We start from the raw sequence: 19,562 nt of genomic DNA, 5'->3' as shown, positions 1-19,562 counted from the left end.
GCCGTCACAGTGCCTTTCATCAGGCCGTGGGTGGGGGGCCAAGGGTTGGGGGCCGTTGGTGCGGCCCGGTGGTATGGGCGGCCAGCGGTTGGGGAAGAAAAACGCTGCCTGCCGTTTGAGAATTTGGGCAAAGCCCCCCGGCTGACAAGTGCGGCGCGGGCATGGCTGACCGTCATGGACGCCGCACCCCGTGGGGCCCCCTGCCCGGCTGGCCGCCTCGCCCGCCGTCAGGCCTTGGGGGCCGCGCAATGGTCCTGCCACTTCTGGAAAAGGGTGGCGAGCCGCGCGTCGCGGTTCAGCCATTCCGCCAGGGTGCGGCCTATCCTGTCATTCGCGGCGTCGATGGCCTTCCCCAGGACGGGATGATCTATCGCCCGGATCTGGGAGAGGGCGCTGAGTTGGTCATGGTAATGAAGGACGCTGACGTCGTCCGGCACCGCGCGATAAAGCGACGCCTCCAGATGCAGGGGGAAATTGACGCCTGCCGGGATGTGGTCATACACCAAACCAAGCTGGTCCATCGTCAGCGCCAGGCTGAGCTGGTCGACGAAATTGCGGTACCGGCCCATCCGCTCAATGCTTTCCAGCAAGGCCAGGGCGTGCTCGCGCCAGACCGGGCCGATGGCGCGCAACACGTCGGTCGAGAAGACATAGAAGCCGCCGTTCCAGTTGGTCGCGATGGTCAACCCGTCCGGCGAAGGGGCGAAAGTGGCCGGGACGACCTGAGGCAGGGAAATGCCGCGCCAGTCATAAATTTCTTGAATAATGGGAAGCGGTGGATTGGGGAAATCCACGATCCGGCCCGCCGCCGGGGCGGATATTCCCGATAAATCAGGCGCGGACAGGAAATAAATATCGCAATCACACAGCACGACACGATCATAACCATTGAACGAATCGACCAGAGACTGCTGTATCTTGTTGCAGTAGCCATGCCCCATGGGAAATGGCTCGATCGCCCTGACATCGATCCCCTGATCCGCAGCGAACCGCCGGAAGTCCGAGCCGACCGTCGGGGTCACATGAACCTTGATGTCACCGGCGGGAACGCCCGCGTTCAGCATGAGGCTGAAACATAGGGTCACAGCCTGCCATTCGAACTTGGCGCCGCCATCGACGACACAGGAATAGGCAACCCTCATCGCATCACTCCCTCAGCCCGCCCAGCGCGACACATCACCACCGTTGGTTCGCAAGGGTGAAAATAGGACCACAGCCTGCTCCATCCCAATAGAAATATCGCTTTACAGCACAGCGATGCCAGATGTGAATTCACAGCAGAAAAATTGCAATGAAATAACATTATATTGCATGCATATTCAAATAATGGACGACCCAACAACCGGCGCGACGCCGTCACCTGTTAGCGAATGACGATCCGCGACAGCGCAACGCGCGATCTTCCTGCGCCTTTCAAAGCGCTTGGCATCCCGGGACACCGCCTATAGGAATGGACCCGTGTGCGGCTCCCGCCATGGTCCTGATGCAAGGGGCCGACACCAGGCAAAGAGGATAATCCCATGAAGCTCTACTACAAGGCTGGCGCCTGTTCGCTGTCACCGCACATCGTGGCCCTGGAGGCCGGTCTGGACATCGCCATCGAGGCGGTGGACCTGAAGACCAAGGTGACCGAGAGCGGCGCCAACTTCCTCGACACCAACCCCAAGGGCTCGGTCCCGGCGCTGACGCTGGACGATGGCAGCCTGCTGACCGAGGGCGCGGTGATCGCGCAGTACCTGGCCGACCAGGCCCCCGCCAGCGGCCTGATCCCCGCCGCCGGCAGCCTGGACCGCTACAAGGTGCAGGAATGGCTGAACTTCGTCGGTACGGAGTTGCACAAGGGCTGCAGCCCCCTGTTCAACCCGGCCACCCCCGATGAGTACAAGGCCATCGCCAAGCAGAACCTTGAGCGCCGCCTCGCCTATCTGGAGCAAGTGCTGGCCGATGGCCGTTCCTACCTGACCGGCGAGACCTTCACCGTGGCCGACGCCTACACCTTCGTCGTGCTGAGATGGACGCCCCACCTCGGCATCGACCTCGGCGCCTACGCCAAGGTGGCCGCGTTCTTCGCCCGCGTGGGCCAGCGTCCCAAGGTGCAGGTGGCGTTGAAGGCCGAAGGCCTGCTGGCGGCCTGATCGGACCCCACCAGCGACACCAAAAGGGCCGTCCCAGCCCAGGGCTGGCCCTTCTTGCCAGGCCAGATCGCCCGAAGGGGATTCGCCTCTGGGTGATCTGGTCGCGGACAGACTCATCTATTGCCGGCTGTGGTTCCGATTGAGGCAGCCGGTTATAGCGGGCCCTTGCGATATCCCCATGCGTACGGAGGCGACCCTATGCCCATCCCCATGGAATTGCAGCACGCTTCCCAGGATTTTGAACGGTTCCTGATCGATGCCCGGGACGCGGCGGGCTTGGCCACCCGCAACCAGACCTACACCATGGTGCAAGGGGTGCTGCAGACCTTTCGCCGCCGCCTTTCCTTTGCCGACGCCATACGCTTCGCCGGCGTCCTGCCCCCCATAGTGCGGGCCATCTTCGTGAGCGACTGGGATTTGGACGAACCTCGGCCCCCCTTCGACGACCGCGAATCCATGACCCGGGAGGTGCAGGCGCTGCGCCGCGATCACAACTTCGCCCCCGACACCGCGATCCGCGACGTGGCGGAGGCGCTGCGCCGCCATGTCTACCTGGAGGATTTCACCCGCGTGCTCGCCTCATTGCCCCCAGGCGCGGAGGAGTTCTGGAGTGTGCCGCCCCCCACCGCGCAAGAAGGCGGGCCTGCCATCACTCACATCGCTCCAGCCGAATGCTGACCGCGGCACCGGTGTAGACGAAGGTCCCGCCGTCCGCGCCACCCGACGCCGCGCCGCAGACGATGCGGAAGCGCCGGGACGGGGCCATTCCCGGGAAGGATCCATCCCGCGCCTTGATGGTGAGTTGGCGCTGCTTGTCCGACCAGACGATGGGCGTGACCGCCCGTTTCCCGGCCTGATAGGCGTAGCCATCGCCCTCGTCGTCATAAAGCTCATAGACGGCGTCGCGGCCGGGATAGACACGCAGTTCAACCGGTTCGTCGCTGGGGGCGCCGGCATAGGCGGTGACGGGTCCCAACGGCACGATGCTGCCGCCCCGAACGAACAGCGGCAGCGTCGCCAGGTCCGCCTTCGCGTCAACGAGCCGGCCCGCCGGCTGCGCAGCACCTGTCCAAAAGTCGAACCACCTGCCATCGCCTGGAAGATAAACGCTGCGCGTCGTGGCCCCCGGCTGCAATACAGGCGATACCAGGAACGCCTTGCCGAACATGTACTGATCATTGATCCGCAAAGCTGTCGCGTCCTCCGGAAAATCAAAGGCCAGTGCCCGCATCATTGTTCCACGGTGGCTCAGCACATCCCAGGAGAGTGAGTAGATATAGGGCAGCAGGCGGTAACGCAGCTTGACGTCATCGATCAGGATTTTCTGGATCGCTGGCTCGAAATTCCAGATTTCCTTGCCCTGCCCCGCCCCATGGATCCGGAACATGGGGTTGAAGACGCCGAACTGATGCCAGCGAACGAAAAGTTCGGCATAGCCCGGTTCCTTTTGGGGATCGGGGCTGAAGAAGCCGCCGATGTCCGCGGACCAGTAGGGTTCGCCGCTCAGCGAAAAATTGAGCGCCGCCGGTATCTGCTTGGCCAGGGTCTCCCAACTGGCATGGGTGTCCCCAGACCAGGTGACGACCCCGTTGCGCTGCTGGCCGGCATAGGCGGAGCGGGACAGGATGAACACCCGCTTGTCCGGCTGGTCCCGCCGCATGCCGTCATGAACGCCGCTGGTATGCAGCAGGGGGAAGCTGTTGTTCACCACGATGCCGGGACCGGCGGCGGTCATCTGCTCCCGCATCTCGCCCGTTTGCCCGCCCAGTTCGGCCTCGTCCCCATCCAGCCACCAGCCATCGAAGCCCAGGACACCCAGGTTCCGCATGATTTGAGACCAGTAGATCTCCCGGCCCTTGGCGTTCCAGGCGTCGTACCAGCGGCCGAAGCCAACCGGGTAGACATTGTTGAAGGCGTCCGGAAAGGCGGCGCCGACCTGATCCAGTTCCGCGAGATTGCCGGTGTCGAGGTCGAACCTGGGCCACACCGATATGATGGTGTGGACGTTCAGGTCATGGATCGCCCGCACCATGGACTTGGGGTCGGGGTAGCGCGACGCTTCGAACCTGTGGCTACCCCACTGGCCCGGCGCCCAATATTGCCAATCCTGCACCACGGCATCGATGGGCACGCCCATGTCACGGTAGCGACGCGGAATGGCGACCAGTTCATCCTGCGTGCTGTAATGTTCCTTGGACTGCCACATGCCCCAGGTCCAGCGGGCCATAAGCGGGACATCCCCGGTGAGCACGCGATAACCCGCGATCACGTCATCCAGCTTGGGCCCCAGGATGAAGTGGTAATCGACACCCGGTCCCGCCTCGGATCGGATGCCCAATGGCAGCTTGCCATTGGCGATGTCGACGTCCGTGACCGACGCGTTGTTCCACAGCAGCCCAAAGCCCTTCGGCGACACGAGCATGGGGATGCCGACATCGGTGTTGGCCTGCTGCAGGTGGATGGTGTGGCCCGTATAGTCCAGCAAGCCGTTCTGGTGCTGCCCCAGCCCGTAAACCGGCGTCTCGGTCTTGAACCATTGGGTGGCCCCCAACCCGGCGTCTCGCTCCCCCTCCTCCAGGATGACGTGGTCCGTCGCGTCCAGGAACGTGATGGCGGCCGTCCGCTTGGCGACCCGGACATGAAGCCGCCCGGTGCTGAGGACATAGGCCTCGGGCGTCTCGTCGACACGGAAGGCGACGTTTTCGGGAGCGCCGATGACGGCTGGATTGTAATTGCCGCGATAGCCGGGCGTTCCGAAACGGACGTGGATGATGCCGTCCCGCCACGGCTCGATGGTGAGGACGCCGCGCTCGGTCCGCAGCGCCAGCGCGCCGGCGCCTCCCAACTTCTCCACCACGGTATCGGCCGAGGCCGCGGATGACAGGGCGACCGCCACGGCAAGACCGGACAGCACGGAACGCCAGGACATGAAATACCCCGATGCCATACGCATTTCCTTCCCTGCCGCTTGTTTTATGGGGATGTCGCGTCCAGCGTGACGCGCCGCGTCGGCATGCCCGCAAGGTCAACGTCGATCGTGATGGGGCCCGCCCGCGTCCCGGCCCGCACCGCCAAGACCAACCGGCCGTGGAAGGTGCGGCGCTGGCCGGATTGGAAGCTGGCGGCGTCGCGGGGATTTCCGTTGCCCAGGCCGGCCAGCACGCCGGCCCCATCCACCCGCACCGCGGCCATCCGGTCACCATCCTGGGCATAGACGGGCGCGCCATCGGCATCGACCAGTTCCACCGTCAGATAGGCCAGGTCCTGTCCATTGGCCCGCACCGTCTTCCGGTCCAGCGACAACCGGGCCCCGGCCGGCGCGCCGGCGGTGCGCAGTTCCCACCGCCCCGCCGGCCGGCCATCACGATAGCCGACGGCGACCAGGCGGCCCGGCGCATAGGGAACCTGGAAGGCCGTCTTGTACTCACCCTCCACGCCCACCGGGTGGCGGCCCAGGCTGCGGCCGTTCAGGAAAAGCTCCACCTCCGGAAACTCGGAATAGACCACCACCTCCAGCGGCTTGCCCTCCTGCCCCGGCCAGGTCCAGCTGGGATGCACGTCATCCAGCGACCAGTCCAGGTGCGGGGGTTGGATGGTGAAGTAATGACGGTCGGGGAGGTCCTCCGTCCCCGGCGGCTGGCGGACGAAGGCGGAAATCGGGTCGATGCCGGTCTTCCACAGCACCTCGCGGTAATAGGCCGCCGGGCGCTTGCGTCCCGTGGCGTCGATCTCGCCACAATAGGCCAGGGTCCAGGGATAGGGCGCCAGCTTTTGCCAATCCTGGCTGTAGCCCATCCAGCCGATGCCCGCCTCGCCGATATAATCCACCGCCGTCCAGACGAAATCGCCGATGACCCAGGGCATGGTTTCCACCGGCCGCCAATACTGGAAGGCGTCCTGGGGCGTGGATTCCGTGGTCAGCATGACCCTGTCCGGGAACTGGACATGGTCCGGACCGAACAGATGGGCCCGGTAGTTATAGCCGGCCACGTCCAGCACGGCGAACTGGCGGGCGTTGTCTGGGCCGTCGATGCTCACCGCCTGCGTCACCGGCCGGGTGGGATCCAGGTGGCGCACCCGGTCGGCCAGACGCCGTCCCGTCTCGGCCCCCTGGGGCGTGCCCTGCTCCGGTATCTCGTTGCCGATGCTCCAGAACAGCACGCTGGGATGGTTGCGGCCGCTGACCACCAGGCTGTCGAGGTCCGCCGCCCAGTCGGTCGCGAAGAAACGGGCATAGTCCTGGGCGCGCTTGGGCTTGTCCCAGGCGTCGAAGGCCTCATCGATCACCAGCATGCCCAAGGCGTCAGCGGCGTCCAAGGTGGCCTGGCTGGCCGGGTTGTGGGCGCTGCGGATGGCGTTGTAGCCGGCGGCCTTCATCAGCGCCACCTTGCGGGCGTCCGCGTCCGGCAGGCCGGCGGCGCCGATCATGTAGTTGTCGTGGTGGATGTTGCCACCCTTCAGCACCACCTTCTGGCCGTTGATACGCAGGCCCTGGCGCGCGTCGACGGTGATGGTGCGGATGCCGAACCGGGTACGCCGCTCATCCCTCAAGACACCACCCACACGCACCTGCTGCACCAGGGTGTAAAGGTTGGGCGCGTCCGGCGACCACAGCGCCGGCCGGTTCACCCGCAGGGCTTGGTCCCAATCCACCCGGGCGTTGGCCGCCACCGGCAGCGCCCGCCGCGCCTGGGCGACCACCGTCCCATCGGCGGCCAGCACCCGGGACAGCAGGTCGACGGTCGCCGCGCGCGGTGACCGGTTCACCACCGCCGACCGCACCGCGACCTCGCCCCGCTCTTCCGTCGCCACGGGGGTGGTGACGGCCACGCTGTCCGGTGCCACATGGACAAGGTCCAGAAGGTCCAGGCTGACCGGGCGGATGAGGCCCGTGCCGGCATACCAGCGCGACGACGGGTCGGCATGGTCGACCCGCACGGCGATGACATTGTCGCCCGGCCGGACCTTGCCGGTCAGATCCAGGGTGAAGGCGGTGTAGCCATCGTGGTGCCGGGCGAGAGGCTGGCCGTTGAGCCAGATATCGGCATCCATGTAGACGGCTTCGAAATTCAGGCGGATGACACCCGCCGCCTGTGCCGCGTCCAGAACAATGTGCCGCCGGTACCAGGCCTGCATGCCCGGTAGATAGCCGGAATCCTGGCCGGCGACGGCCTGCGCGTCGAACGGCGGCGTTCCATCGGGATGATCATCGACGGACACGTCATGGGGCACCGTGACCTGCCGCCAATCGCCGTCATCAAACGCCACCGCCTCGGCCCCAACCACGGCACCGGGATGGACACGCCAACCGGACACCAGGGGCATCCGTTCCGCTTCCGCCGCAACGGACAGAAGGGCGAAAATGGCCGCGAGCGACAGAACGCGGCCGTGGCTTGATGACATCGCTATCCCCCCTGGTTTGGGGATCGGCAACCGGTGCCCGCCCGCATCGCCGTCCCCTCACCCTCTTTCATTCTGAGTCGTCAATCACAGCGGTACGGCCCCTCCCCTCCCGGAGGTGAGGGCAAGGGCCGCGCCGATGAGAGCGCTAACATGGGAGGTTATTTGTCTGAGTAATCAGATCAATGTCAAGACACCGCCACCAGCGGCGCTGGGGGGGAGGCCAATGGCGCCATTCGCGCCCGCCTTTACGGCAGGAACGACTGATTGTCGCGCATCCGCTTCAGCATGTCCTTGCCGGCGTCATTCACCGCCTGGGAAAAGGCGCCATACATCATGTCCAGGCTGGCGCGGGCGACGGGGCCGCCGGGGTCGGTCTTTTCGGGTGCGACCCATGGGTATTCGCCACCGTCCACCTCCCCCGTCTTGGGATTGACCAGGGACACCAAACGCTGGGTCTCGACATAGCCCTTGTCGGCCATGTCCTTGGTGGTGGCCAACAGATAGAGGGTGGGGCCGTTCAGGCCGCCGCCGGGAAAGCTGGACAGGAAGCGCTCTTTGTCCACCGCCTGGGTGTCGCCGTCGCTCAACCGGTCATACAGCGCGTCGGCATCGACCCTGCCCCCCTGGCCACCCGTGCCGCTCACCACGGCCTCCACCTCGGACTTGGTAAGGACGCCGTCATGGTCCGTATCGGTGATCTGGAATATCTGGTTCAGCGCCGACTGCCGGGCGGCCGTGTCATCCCCGCCCGGGGCAACCAGCTGGCCAAGGTCCAGATGGTAACTGACTGTCGGAATGTTGGTCATCGTTCCCCTCTCCATTATCTATTGGTGGGTTGTGATTGACAAAAATGCAACTTTCAGGCCGATAACAAGTCCTTGATGCCGTTGGCATCATGCTCCGGCGACACCCGGCAGCGGCGGTGTCGCCGGTCATTTCATGCCGGGTTCCCCGGCGAAAGCTGCCCCCCTCACGCCACGAAGGCGTTGTCCACGCCAGCCCAGCCGGCAGCAACCCTGTGGCCATAATTTGATTGAAGAGTTTCCGCCGACCGCCGCAATCCATCTATCAACTGCTATCGGCCCTTTACACGCCATTCCAGGCCTGACACCCAACCCAAATCATGGCCAAAAGTGCCGTCAGCACCGGAAAGATCATGGCGGCCGACAGCCCGCTTGAGAAGCATACGGGTGGTGAATTGCTCGGTTGGGTGCACATCGGCGCTTATCGGGCAGACGCGGGGCCCAGTGCGGCTTCGAGCCACGCGCGCGTCTGTTCCAGAACCTCATCCGAAAGCGTCGTGTCGTCGATCGCGCGGGAGAGGATAACCGCCCCCACCATCGCAGCCCAGGTTCCGATCGCCGCGCGGCGCCTTTCGGCCGCATCGATATCCGGGAGGGCTTTCATCACACGCTCGATTTGCGACCGGAGCCCGGCGGTCATGGCGGCACGGGCAGCCGGTGTCTGGTGGCGGATATCCGCGGCAAGGCCCGCCGTGGGGCAGCCAGCAGCCGCATTGTCCCTATGTCGGGGCGCCAGATAGTCGTCGAGATACGCGCGGAGGTCGCCGCCCCCCTTTTCATCGTTGGAGAGCACATAAGCAATGGTCTCGGCCACGAGGTCGTCCTTCGAACTGAAGTGGCCATAGAAGCCGCCGTGCGTAAGACCGGCCGCCTTCATCACCTCGGACACGCTGACGGCGTCGAACCCCTTGTCGCGGAACAGCCTGCTGGCGACATCCAGAATCCGGCGGCGGTTCTCCACCATCTGCTCTCGGCTGACCTTCATTTCAAATTTCTCCACCAGGCCCATTGACATATTCATGATAGCCATCATATTTAGGCAATCATGATGATTATCATGAATATAGGTTTCAGCGGAGCAGAGAGCAATCCCATGGCTGCCATTCCCTCAGTCCTTGTTACCGGCGCCTCCACCGGCATCGGCGCCACCTATGCCGATCGCTTCGCCCGGCGCGGCCATGACCTTGTGCTGGTCGCGCGGGACCGGAAGCGCATGGAGGCGCTTGCCACGCGCCTGCGGCAGGAGACCGGCGTGGCGATCGACATCATTCAGGCTGATCTGACCCAGGCCGCCGAGCTTGCGGTGGTGGAGGCGCGTCTGCGCGACGATGCGCGCATCGGCATCCTCATCAACAACGCCGGAACAGCCCTTGGCGGCAGTTTCATCGAGCAGTCCACGGACGATGTCACACGGCTCGTCGCCCTCAACACGACGGCGCTCCTGCGGCTCTCAAGTGCCGTCGCGCCCCGGTTCGCCAAGTCTGGCGAAGGAGCCATCGTCAATATCGGCTCCGTGGTCGGGCTGGCGCCGGAGTTCGCCATGACCGTCTATGGCGCGACCAAGGCGTTCGCGCTGTTCCTGTCACAGGGGCTCAGCGTCGAGCTTGGCCCGAAGGGTGTCTATGTCCAGGCGGTGCTTCCCGCCGCGACGCGCACCGAAATCTGGGAACACGTCGGCGCCGACGTCAACACCATGACCGGTGTGATGGAAGTCGATGAACTCGTCGATGCGGCGCTGGTCGGCTTCGACCGTCGCGAGCCAGTCACGATCCCGCCGCTGCCCGATGTGGAACAGTGGAACACATATCAGGCCGCGCGTCAGGCCATGTTGCCGAACACACGCCAGGAACACGCGGCGGCGCGCTATCGGACGGCGTTCTGAGCAATCTCGCGGCCAATCTCCAATTGGAGGGGGGCGTCGGCAGTTACCTGGAGAGCAGATCATGAAGGCCTTCATCATCGATAAGTACAAGAAGGGCGGCGCCCTACGCTTCGGCGACATGCCGGAGCCCGTGGTGGGGGACGAAGATGTCCTGGTCGAGATCCATGCCGCCGGGCTGAACCCTTTGGATTCCAAAATCCGCGATGGAGCCTTCAAACCCCTCCTTCCGTATCGCCCGCCCTTCATCTTGGGGCACGACATGGCCGGAGTGGTCGCCCGGGTCGGGTCCAAAGTCCGCCAATTCAAGGTGGGGGACGAGGTCTATGCCCGGCCACGCGATGGCCGGGTCGGAACGTTCGCCGAACACATTGCCATAGATGAGGCCGACCTTGCGCTGAAGCCGAAGAACCTCTCCATGAAGGAAGCCGCCTCGATTCCCCTGGTCGGCCTCACCGCCTGGCAGGCGTTGGTCGAGCGGGCCGGCCTGCGGAAAGGGCAGAAGATCCTCATACACGCGGGCTCCGGCGGCGTCGGGACATTCGCCATACAGCTTGCCAAACACCTCGGCGCAACCGTCGCCACGACGACGAGTACGGCCAACGTTGAGTTGGTCAAGAGCCTCGGCGCGGACGTCGTGATCGACTACAAAAAGCAGGATTTCGAGAAGGTCCTGTCCGGTTACGACGTTGTCTTGACCAGCTTGGACGGCGGCACGCTCCAAAAATCCCTGAGTGTGCTGAAGCCCGGTGGCAAACTGATTTCCATTTCCGGTCCGCCAGACCCCGATTTTGCCCGGCAGCAAGGATTGAACTGGTTCCTGCGTCAGGTCATGCGTCTTCTCAGCTTCGGCATCCGACGGAAGGCCGCAAGCCGGGGAATCGGCTATTCGTTCCTGTTCATGCGGGCCGATGGTAGGCAGTTGAGCCAGATCACGTCGCTGATCGAAGCCAGGATCATCCGCCCGACCTTGGATCGAACCTTCCCGTTCAAATCGACCAATGAGGCGTTGGCCTACGTCGAAACTGGACGGTCAAAAGGCAAGGTCGTCCTCACGCTGAGGTGACGGCGGTATCGCTTCCACCCTGAAGCAAGGGTCGGCGCCGCAGCGTATGTCTGCCGCTCATTCCGAAGACACGATCGTGAACACGTCCCATATCCAGCAAGACGGATCGACAGCGATGCACTCAAACTCCCAAAAGACTGCCCTCGTGACAGGCGCATCGTCCGGCATCGGTCGTGCGAGCGCCGAGGCCCTGGCGCGCGCCGGCTTCACCGTCTTCGGCACCAGCCGCAAGCCGAGCGGAAACAACCCGAGCCAGGTTTCCATGCTGGCATGCGACGTGACGGACGAAGCCTCTGTGGCGTCCCTCGTTTCCGAGGTGCGCGCACGCACCGGGCGCATCGATGTTCTCGTCAACAATGCCGGCCTGGGCCTGTTCGGAGGCGCCGAGGAATCCTCGGCCGCACAGGTTCAGCGCCTGTTCGACGTCAATCTGTTCGGTGTTATCCGGGTAACCAACGCGGTGTTGCCGTCGATGCGGGCGCGCGGGCAAGGACGCATCATCAACCTGAGTAGCGCGCTTGGGTTCTTGCCGGCGCCGTATTCGGCACATTATGCCGGGAGCAAGTTCGCCCTCGAAGGCTACTCGGAGTCACTGGATCACGAAATCCGCGCTTTCAATGTCCGCGTGTCATTGATCGAGCCGGGCACGGTGAAAGGTAACTTCGACCAGAGCGCGCTGGAGCCCGACACCAAGATGCCGGAGTATGATGGCGGGCGCGCCTGGGTGCATGGTTTTTACAAGAAGGCGTTGCTGACGGCGGTCACACCAGAAGAGGTGGCGGACGCGGTGCTTCTGGCGGCGACGACACCGCGCCAGCGGCTGCGCTATCCCGTTGGCAAAGTGGCGAGGCAGGTCAGCTTGTTGCGCCGACTCATGCCCGCGCGGATGTTCGACAAGATCTTGCGCCAGCAATTCGGCCTGCCCGGCTGAATGGGGTGGGGCCTCGCCCCCATGGAAAGGCTCCGTCAGCTTTGGGGATTGTAGATCCATGCACTGCGACGCCCTCTCTGGAGAGCATGACGGCATTGCCGACATGGGTGGCCGAGAACTGTCGGCGGCGATCGCATGCGCAGTCCGGTCCTTCCTATCCCTCAATATCCCATTCTACGCCATGACAGTTCCCGCCACTCCCATTCCATCATCTATTGGTGGGTCGTGGTCGACAAACATGCCGCTTTCGGGCCATCGGCAAGCCCTTGACGCCGTTGGCATCATGCTCCAGCGACACCCGGCGGCGGCGGTGTCGCCGGTCATTTCATGCCGGGTCTTCCGGCGAAAGCTGCCCCCTTACGCCACGAAGGCGTTGTCCACGCCGGCCCAGCCGGGCAGCCCTTCGGCCACCACCAGATGGTCGCGCACCTCGCGCACGCCGGCGCCATTCTCGGCCACCACGCGGAAGGCCTGGGCCACGCGCGCGTCATAGACGGCGCCGGTCAGGGTGACGATGCCGTTCTCCACCACCACGTTCACCCGGCTGTCCGCCCACCAGCGCTTGTCGGCCAGTTCCACCAGCAGGCGGTAGCGGATTTCCGTGTCCAGCAGCGGCGGCTCCTCCACCGGGTCGGTGCTGACATCAAAGGCATGCAGCAGGGCCCGCACCACGTCGGCGCGGCTGATCACACCGGCCAGGTGGCCGTGGGCCAGCACCGGCAGGCGCTTCACCTTGTGGCGGTCCATCAAGGCGACGGCGGCGGTGACGTCGTCATCGACGTCGACGCTGATGACGTCCCGCGTCATCACCTCGTCCACGCGCCGGCCGTGGACCTTGCTATACTGGTCGGCTTGGTCGCCCGGGGTGGTGAACATCCGCCGCCACCAGGAGGCCGGCGTCTCCGTGCCGGTTTCCGCCCGGCGCAACAGGTCGCCCTCGGTCAGGACGCCGACCACGCGGACAGCCCCTTCATCATCCACCACCACCGGCAGGCCACTGATGCGGTTGCGCACCATCAGGCGCAGGGCATCCACCAGCGGCGTGTCCGGCCGCACGGTCAGGACGCCGGGCGTCATGATCTGGCGGACGGCGGTGGGGGCGAGGAAATCGACTTTGGGAGCGGGCGCGGTCATGGCGGCATCCTCCGGTTGGGATGCCGCCATACTGCCCCCACGGTCGGGGGGCGTCCTTGATACGGGTCAATCAGCCGTCCATCCAATTGTCGCCTGAACCGAATTCGGCGGCGGCGAAATCCAGGAAGCTACGCAGCTTGGGCGTAACCCGATGATCGGGGGCATAGAGCACGTGCATGGGCCGGGCGGGCACGGTGTAGTCCGGCAGCAGGACGCGCAGGCGGCCGGCCGCCAGGTCGGCCCGCGCCACCTCGACCGGCTGCAACGCGATACCCAGGCCCGCCAATACCGCCACCTGCAGCGCCTCTCCGCTATCGATGCTCAAGCGTCCGGCGACAGGGACGGACACGGAACCATCCGGCCCCACGAACGGCCATGCGCTCCGCAGCGCCGTGTTGGGGAACAGCAGGCACTCATGGTCCCGCAAATCCAGCGGGTGGGTCGGGAGCGGGTGGCTGTCCAGGTAGGACGGGGCGGCGCACAAGATCAGCCGATAGGGAGCCAGCGCGCGGGCCATCAGCCGGCTGTCCGCCAGTTCACCGATGCGGAAGACCACGTCATATCCTTCGTCGATCAAGTCCACCCGCCGGTTGGCCAGGGTCAGGTCCACCGACACCTCCGGATACCGGCGCATGTACACTGGCAGCCGAGCCGCCAGCAGGTGGATACCGAAACTGACCGGGGCGTTGACGCGCAAGCGCCCACGGGGCACGGCACGACTTTCCGCCGCCAGGCTGTCGGCGGCGTCGACTTCCGCCAGGATGATTTTGGCCCGCTCATAATAAATGCGACCGATGTCCGTCAGTCCCTGGCGCCGCGTGGTGCGGTTGAGCAGGCGTACGCCCAGATGCTGCTCCAGCGCCTGGACATGCTTGCCCACCAGTTGGGGCGACAGGTCCAGCGCCGCCGCCGCCGCCGAGAACGAGCCGAGTTCCACCGCCTGGACATAGATGCGCATGCTGGTCAGGCGGTCCATTCCATCCAATTTATTTCTAATGATCAGCGATAACGACGATTTATCACGTTTGATCGCCAACCGTACAGTCCGGCAACGCCAGCCCTTACCGAGACGGACAATGACTGAACAGGATATCGCCGCCGCCGTGGCCCGCATGCGCGCGGAATACCGCGCCATGATCCCTTCCGCCGGCACCCCGGATCTGGTGGCGGAAGAGCGGACGCTGGCCATCCCGGCCAGTGGCCCCGCCCGAACCATCCCGGCGCGGCTGTACGTGCCGGCCACAGCGCCCCAGGGGATGACGCTGCCGGTGATCCTGTTCGTGCACGGCGGCGGCTTCTCCGCCGGAGATCTGGAGACGCATGAGGTGCTGGCGCGGGCCATCGCCAGTAAGGCGTCGGCCCTGGTGGTCTATGTCGACTATCGCCTAGCGCCGGAACACCCCTTCCCCGCCGGACTGAGCGACGTCTATGCCACCCTGGAATGGCTGGCGGCCCACGCCCCGGAGATCGGCGGGGACGCCACCCGCATCGCCCTGGCGGGGGACAGCGCTGGCGGCACCCTGGCGGCGGCCACCGCCCTGCTGGCGCGTGAACGCCGCGGCGCCGCCGTCGTCGCGCAATGGCTTATGTACCCTTCCACCAGCAACAGGATGGACACGCCCTCCTGGGCGGAATATGGCGATACCCATTTCCCCACGCGGGCGGCCAAAGGCATGTTCATGTCGGCCTATATCCCGGCGGGAATCGATCCATACAGTCCGCTGGTGGCGCCGCTATCGGCCCCAAGCCACGCCGGGCTGCCACCGGCCCTGGTGCAGACGGGGGAAATGGACCCCTTGCGGGATGAGGGCGTGGCCTACGCTGAGGCCCTGGCGCGGGCGGGCGTGGACGCCCATGCGGTGGTCTACCCGGGGCAGACGCACGGCTTCATGCAATTCTTCAAGGACAGGGCCAGCAACCCTCTGGGCGAGGCCGCGGTCGACGCGGGCGTCGCCTTCCTACGGTCTGCCTTCGGGACCGCATGAGGGGGACGGTGCCGCCTGCTGGTCAGCAGGCGGCGCCAGCGTCCAGGATAGGCGCCACCAGGGCGTGCAGCGACAGGGCGTCCGGGGCGGCGCGCAGGCTTGCGGCCAGGCCGGGGGTGCGCAGCGCCCTGCTGATGCGCGCCAGGGCCTGGAGATGGGCGTTGCCGCAATGGACGGGCGTCAGCAGGCCGAAGACCAGATCCACGGGCGCGCCATCGATGGCCTCGAACTCCACCGGGCGGGCCAGACGGACGAAGGCGCCGATGGGGCGGCTGATGCTCATGAAGCGGGCGTGCGGGATGGCGATGCCGGCGCCCACGCCGGTGGAGCCCAGCGCCTCACGGGCGCGCAGGTCGTCCATCACGGCGCCGACGTCCAGGCCACCGGCGGCGGCGATGCGCAGGGCCACTTCCTTCAGGACACCATCCTTGGTCGCGACCGTGATTCCCAGCCCCACCGACGACGGGGCCAGCGCCGAGGACGACGGATCGGACGTGATGGAGGCCATGACGTCAGCGACCTTGGGGGCGGGGAAGGCCGGCCCGGCCGCAACGCTTGAGCGGTGCATGAAAACAACCGTACTGGTGACCGATCGCCGTCAAATAAGGGATCTCAGGGCCTTTGGGAAGCCCCATCTGCGGCGGCATAACGCACCCGCGAACCGGGAATGGATGCACGTCCATGATTCGTTTCCGTGAAAAGCCCATGAAATCAGGGGGATTCGTCGCTAATCACCAGGCGGTAGCCGATGCCGGGTTCCGTCTGGATGATTCCCGGCGCGTTGGGATCGTTTTCGATCTTCTGGCGCAACATGCGGATATAGACCCGCAAGTACTGCACCTCGTCTTCCTTGGCCGGGCCCCAGACTTCCTTGAGGATTTGCCGGTGGGTCAAAATCTTGCCGGCATGGGCCGCCAGATAGCGCAAGAGATCGAACTCCGTCGGGGACAGGTGCAGTTTCTCCCCCGCCCGGCTCACATGCCGGTTGATCAGGTCGATCTCCAGCCCGCCGGCGTTCACCACCGACCGCCCCCCCTGCTGCTGCACGGCATGGCGCAGCGCGGCGCGGATGCGGGCCATCAGTTCGGCCGTGCCGAACGGCTTGGTGACATAGTCGTCGGCGCCCAGATCCAGCGCCGCCACCTTGTCATCCTCCTGATCCCGGCTGGACAGGATGATGACGGGCGTGGGCCGTTCGGCCTTCAGCCGCCCCACCAGATCCAGGCCGTCGCCATCCGGCAACCCCAAATCCAGCAGGACCAGGTCGATGCCGGGCAGACGCGCCTGCACCATCCCCTCCTGCGCGGTCGCCGCTTCCACCACGGTCCAGCCCAGGGGCGTCAGCACGGCGCGCAGCAGGCGGCGGATGGCCACCTCGTCCTCGATCACCAGGATGCGATGGGGTTTGCTCATCTTTTCACCCGAGAACCCAGGCATCCAGCGCGTCATCGGTCGGCAGCGTCAGCTCGAACACCGCCCCCGACTTGTCCGTGCGGTTGGTCGCCCTGATGGTGCCGCCCAAGGCGGTCATGAATCCCCGGCAGATGGCCAGGCCCAGGCCGGTCCCGGCCTGGCGGTGGTCACGCTGCTCCACCCTATAGAACTTGTCGAAGATGCGGTCCAGGCTGTCGGGCGGGATGCCGACGCCCTCGTCCATCACCCGGATCAGGACATGGTTGTGCCGCCGCGCCGCCGACACCGTCACCCGCGCGTCGGGCGCCGAGTATTTGGCGGCGTTGTCCAGCAGGTTGAACAGCACCTGTTCCAGCAGCAGATAATCGGTGCGCACCAGCGGCAGGTCGGGGGCGAGGTCCAGGTCCAGGGTCCGCCCGGCCAGCACGGGGCGCGCCCGCTGGGTCGCGGTGTGGACGACGTCCACCAGGTCGGTGGGCTCCCGCTTGATGTCCAGCCCGGCCTCCAGCCGCGTCATGTCCAGCAGGTTGCGCACGAACCGGCCCATGCGCTCGGCCTCCGTCAGCAGGTCGGCGGTCAGTTGGGCGCGGGTGGCGGGTTCCATCCCCTCGCCTTCCCCCTTCAGGGTGGTGGCGGTGCCGATGATGGCGGCCAAGGGGGTGCGCAAATCGTGGGAGAGCGAGGTCAGCATGGCGGAGCGCAGCCGCTCCGTCTCCCCCTCCAGCCGGGCCTTGTCGATGTCCTGGACCAGCTTCACCCGCTCGATGGCCACGGCCGCCTGATCCATGATGGCGTCCAGCAGGCGACGCTGGTCCGGCGTCAGGATGGGGCCGGGGTCGTCGGTGTCCACGCCCACCACCGCCACCACGCCGCGCTCCGTCCGCACCGGCAGGAACAGGCGCTGGGTCCCCGGCAGCGTGGGGGCGCCGCGGCCGGCCGGCTTGGCGTTGTCATAGGCCCAACGGGCGGCGGCCAGGTCCATCTCCCCCACCTGGTCCTCGGGGGGATAGCCGGCCTTCACCTCCAGCGCCGCGTGGTCGTCGGGCATCAGCAGGACGACGCGCACCTTCAGCAACAGCGCCACCTGGTGGGTGGTGGCCCACAGCAAATCCTCCATCTCGCCGATGCCGGCCAGCTTGCGCGCGAAAGAGAACATTTGCGCGGTGATGCGGGCGCGGTTGGCAGCGATGGTCGCCTGTTCGCGCACCCGCGCCGTCAGGCGGCTGGTGAAGACGGCGACGATGGTGAAGAACACCAGCGCCACCACGTTGGACGGATCGCGGATGGTGAAGGTGTAGAGCGGCGGCAGGAAGAAGAAGTTGTAGGCCAGGACGCTGAGGCAGGAGGCGAACAGCGAGGGGCCGTAGCCGTGCAGGATGGCGCTGGCCAGCACGGCGGCGATGTAGACGAGCGAAAGGTTGCGCACGTCCATGGTGTTGCCCAGCAGGCTGCCCACCACGGTGGCCAGCGCCACCATGAGCGTGGCCACGCCATAGGGCCGGAAATCCAGCCCGCCCGCCTCGGGGCGGGTGCGCACCAACTTGGGCGGTATCTCCTCCGTCTCCACCGCCTCGCCGGCGATGACGTGGACGGAGATGGTGCCGGCCTTGCGCACCAGTTCATGCACGACGGAGCCGTGCACGATTTCGAACCAGCGCGGCCGTTCCGACTTGCCGATGATGATATGGGTGAAATTGTTGGATCGGGCATAGCCCAGCACGTCGGCGGCGATGGTGCGGCCGGGAACGGTGATGGCCTCGCCCCCCAACTGCTCCGCCAGGCGCAGGGTGTCGGCGATGCGGTCGCGCGCCGCCTCGCCCAGGCGCTGGGTGCGGGCCGTCTCGACGTAAAGGGCGGTGAAGCGCGTCTTCAGCCGGTCCGCCAGGCGCTTGGCATAGCGCACCAGGCCGCCGGCGGTCTTGTCCTCCGACACGCAGACCAGCACGCGGTCGCCCGCCGCCCACGGCCCCTGGATGGCGTGGCGCTGCATGTAGGACAGCATCTGGTCATCGACCCGCTGCGCCGTACGCCGCAGCGCCAGTTCGCGCAGGGCCGTCAGGTTGCCGGGCGAGAAATAGTGCTTCAGCGCCCGCTGCGCCTGCTCGCGGATATAGACCTTGCCCTCGTTCAGGCGTTTGATCAGGTCTTGCGGCGGCAGGTCGATGACCTCGATCTCATCCGCCGTCTCCAGCACGCTGTCGGGCACCGTCTCGCGCACGCGGATGCGGGTGATCTGAGCCACCACGTCGTTCAGGCTTTCCACATGCTGGATGTTCAGGGTGGTCAGCACGTCGATGCCGGCGGCCAGCAGTTCCTCGACATCGGAGTAGCGCTTGGCGTGGCGGCTGCCGGCGGCGTTGGTGTGGGCCAGCTCATCCACCAGGGCCAGGCGCGGACGGCGGCGCAGCAGGGCGTCGATGTCCATCTCCTCCAAGGTGCGGCCCTTGTAGTCCAGCACCCGGCGGGGCACGACCTCCAGGCCGGCCAGCATGGCCTCCGTCTCCCGCCGGCCATGGGTCTCCACCACGCCGACCACCACGTCCACGCCTTCGGCCTTCAGCTGCCGGGCGGTTTCCAGCATCTGATAGGTTTTGCCCACACCCGGGGCGGCGCCCAGGTAGATGCGCAGCTTGCCCCGGCGCTCCTGCATGGCCTGGCTCAACAGGGCATCGGGCGATGGACGATTGGTATAGTCGGCGTTGGTCACAGCGAACGGTCGATCTTTCAAGGCAAGGCAAGGCAAGGCAAGGAAACAAACGGCAAAAAGCCACCGTCCGGCCCGTTGGCGAGAATAGCGCCAACGGTTCCGGAAC

16 protein-coding genes are annotated in these 19,562 nt (G+C 65.8%); 6 read left to right on the top strand and 10 right to left on the bottom strand.

Annotated features, from left to right (window positions below):
- Positions 1 to 227 precede the first annotated feature (227 nt).
- Positions 228 to 1,142 carry a hypothetical protein gene (locus FHS74_RS03535; protein ID WP_184797529.1) on the bottom strand — a complete coding sequence of 305 codons (915 nt, stop codon included), beginning with the start codon at positions 1,140 to 1,142 and terminating at the stop codon, positions 228 to 230.
- Between the two features lie 378 nt (positions 1,143 to 1,520).
- Between FHS74_RS03535 and gstA the strand changes: the two genes are divergently transcribed.
- Both gstA and FHS74_RS03525 read left to right on the top strand, forming a co-directional pair.
- Positions 1,521 to 2,135 (top strand): glutathione transferase GstA, encoded by a 615-nt coding sequence (gene gstA, locus FHS74_RS03530; protein ID WP_184797527.1) that lies wholly within the window; start codon positions 1,521 to 1,523, stop codon positions 2,133 to 2,135.
- A gap of 198 nt (positions 2,136 to 2,333) precedes the next feature.
- Positions 2,334 to 2,813: a DUF2267 domain-containing protein gene (locus FHS74_RS03525; protein ID WP_184797525.1), complete on the top strand. Its 480-nt coding sequence runs from the start codon at positions 2,334 to 2,336 to the stop codon at positions 2,811 to 2,813.
- Here the strand turns inward: FHS74_RS03525 and FHS74_RS03520 are convergent.
- The 4 genes from FHS74_RS03520 to FHS74_RS03505 all read right to left on the bottom strand — a co-directional run bounded on the left by FHS74_RS03520 (position 2,785) and on the right by FHS74_RS03505 (position 9,374).
- Entirely contained in the window at positions 2,785 to 5,064 is a 2,280-nt protein-coding gene (locus FHS74_RS03520) for a glycoside hydrolase family 31 protein (RefSeq protein ID WP_246462894.1), read from the bottom strand. The genes FHS74_RS03525 and FHS74_RS03520 overlap by 29 nt on opposite strands.
- 44 nt (positions 5,065 to 5,108) lie before the next feature.
- Positions 5,109 to 7,538, bottom strand: coding sequence for a glycoside hydrolase family 2 TIM barrel-domain containing protein (locus tag FHS74_RS03515; protein ID WP_184797521.1), 2,430 nt, complete (start codon positions 7,536 to 7,538; stop codon positions 5,109 to 5,111).
- Positions 7,539 to 7,783: 245 nt separating this feature from the next.
- The gene (locus tag FHS74_RS03510) at positions 7,784 to 8,344 is read right to left on the bottom strand and encodes an EF-hand domain-containing protein (protein ID WP_184797519.1); all 561 of its coding nucleotides are present in this window, start codon (positions 8,342 to 8,344) and stop codon (positions 7,784 to 7,786) included.
- 418 nt (positions 8,345 to 8,762) lie between these two features.
- Positions 8,763 to 9,374 carry a TetR/AcrR family transcriptional regulator gene (locus FHS74_RS03505; RefSeq protein ID WP_211106086.1) on the bottom strand — a complete coding sequence of 204 codons (612 nt, stop codon included), beginning with the start codon at positions 9,372 to 9,374 and terminating at the stop codon, positions 8,763 to 8,765.
- A 60-nt stretch (positions 9,375 to 9,434) separates the two neighbouring features.
- Here FHS74_RS03505 and FHS74_RS03500 point away from each other — a divergent pair, with 60 nt between their 5' ends.
- From FHS74_RS03500 to FHS74_RS03490, 3 genes are all read left to right on the top strand, one after another.
- Positions 9,435 to 10,223: an SDR family NAD(P)-dependent oxidoreductase gene (locus FHS74_RS03500; RefSeq protein WP_184797517.1), complete on the top strand. Its 789-nt coding sequence runs from the start codon at positions 9,435 to 9,437 to the stop codon at positions 10,221 to 10,223.
- A 61-nt stretch (positions 10,224 to 10,284) separates the two neighbouring features.
- Positions 10,285 to 11,286, top strand: coding sequence for an NADP-dependent oxidoreductase (locus FHS74_RS03495; RefSeq protein WP_184797515.1), 1,002 nt, complete (start codon positions 10,285 to 10,287; stop codon positions 11,284 to 11,286).
- A 76-nt stretch (positions 11,287 to 11,362) separates the two neighbouring features.
- Positions 11,363 to 12,217, top strand: a complete 855-nt coding sequence (locus FHS74_RS03490) for an oxidoreductase (RefSeq protein WP_343066848.1) — start codon at positions 11,363 to 11,365, stop codon at positions 12,215 to 12,217.
- A gap of 357 nt (positions 12,218 to 12,574) precedes the next feature.
- On the opposite strand, the gene FHS74_RS03485 is transcribed toward FHS74_RS03490, so the two are convergent.
- A complete protein-coding gene (locus tag FHS74_RS03485) occupies positions 12,575 to 13,351 on the bottom strand; it encodes a CBS domain-containing protein (RefSeq protein ID WP_184797513.1) in 777 nt (258 codons plus the stop codon).
- 70 nt (positions 13,352 to 13,421) lie between these two features.
- Entirely contained in the window at positions 13,422 to 14,327 is a 906-nt protein-coding gene (locus FHS74_RS03480) for a LysR family transcriptional regulator (protein WP_184797511.1), read from the bottom strand.
- A 100-nt stretch (positions 14,328 to 14,427) separates the two neighbouring features.
- Here FHS74_RS03480 and FHS74_RS03475 point away from each other — a divergent pair, with 100 nt between their 5' ends.
- A complete protein-coding gene (locus FHS74_RS03475) occupies positions 14,428 to 15,336 on the top strand; it encodes an alpha/beta hydrolase (RefSeq protein ID WP_211106085.1) in 909 nt (302 codons plus the stop codon).
- Between the two features lie 22 nt (positions 15,337 to 15,358).
- Here FHS74_RS03475 and FHS74_RS03470 read toward each other — a convergent pair whose 3' ends face one another.
- From FHS74_RS03470 to FHS74_RS03460, 3 genes are all read right to left on the bottom strand, one after another.
- Positions 15,359 to 15,904 carry a PTS sugar transporter subunit IIA gene (locus FHS74_RS03470; protein ID WP_211106084.1) on the bottom strand — a complete coding sequence of 182 codons (546 nt, stop codon included), beginning with the start codon at positions 15,902 to 15,904 and terminating at the stop codon, positions 15,359 to 15,361.
- A 143-nt stretch (positions 15,905 to 16,047) separates the two neighbouring features.
- On the bottom strand, positions 16,048 to 16,749 hold the full coding sequence (locus tag FHS74_RS03465; protein WP_184797509.1) for a response regulator: 702 nt from the start codon (positions 16,747 to 16,749) through the stop codon (positions 16,048 to 16,050).
- Positions 16,750 to 16,753: 4 nt separating this feature from the next.
- Positions 16,754 to 19,456: a DUF4118 domain-containing protein gene (locus FHS74_RS03460; RefSeq protein WP_184797507.1), complete on the bottom strand. Its 2,703-nt coding sequence runs from the start codon at positions 19,454 to 19,456 to the stop codon at positions 16,754 to 16,756.
- Positions 19,457 to 19,562: the final 106 nt, after the last annotated feature.

It is taken from the genome of Nitrospirillum iridis, assembly GCF_014205765.1.
GTDB classification, from domain to species: Bacteria; Pseudomonadota; Alphaproteobacteria; order Azospirillales; family Azospirillaceae; genus Nitrospirillum; species Nitrospirillum iridis.
Note: the sequence above shows the minus strand (reverse complement) of the source record. Positions and strands in the feature narration are given on the sequence as shown.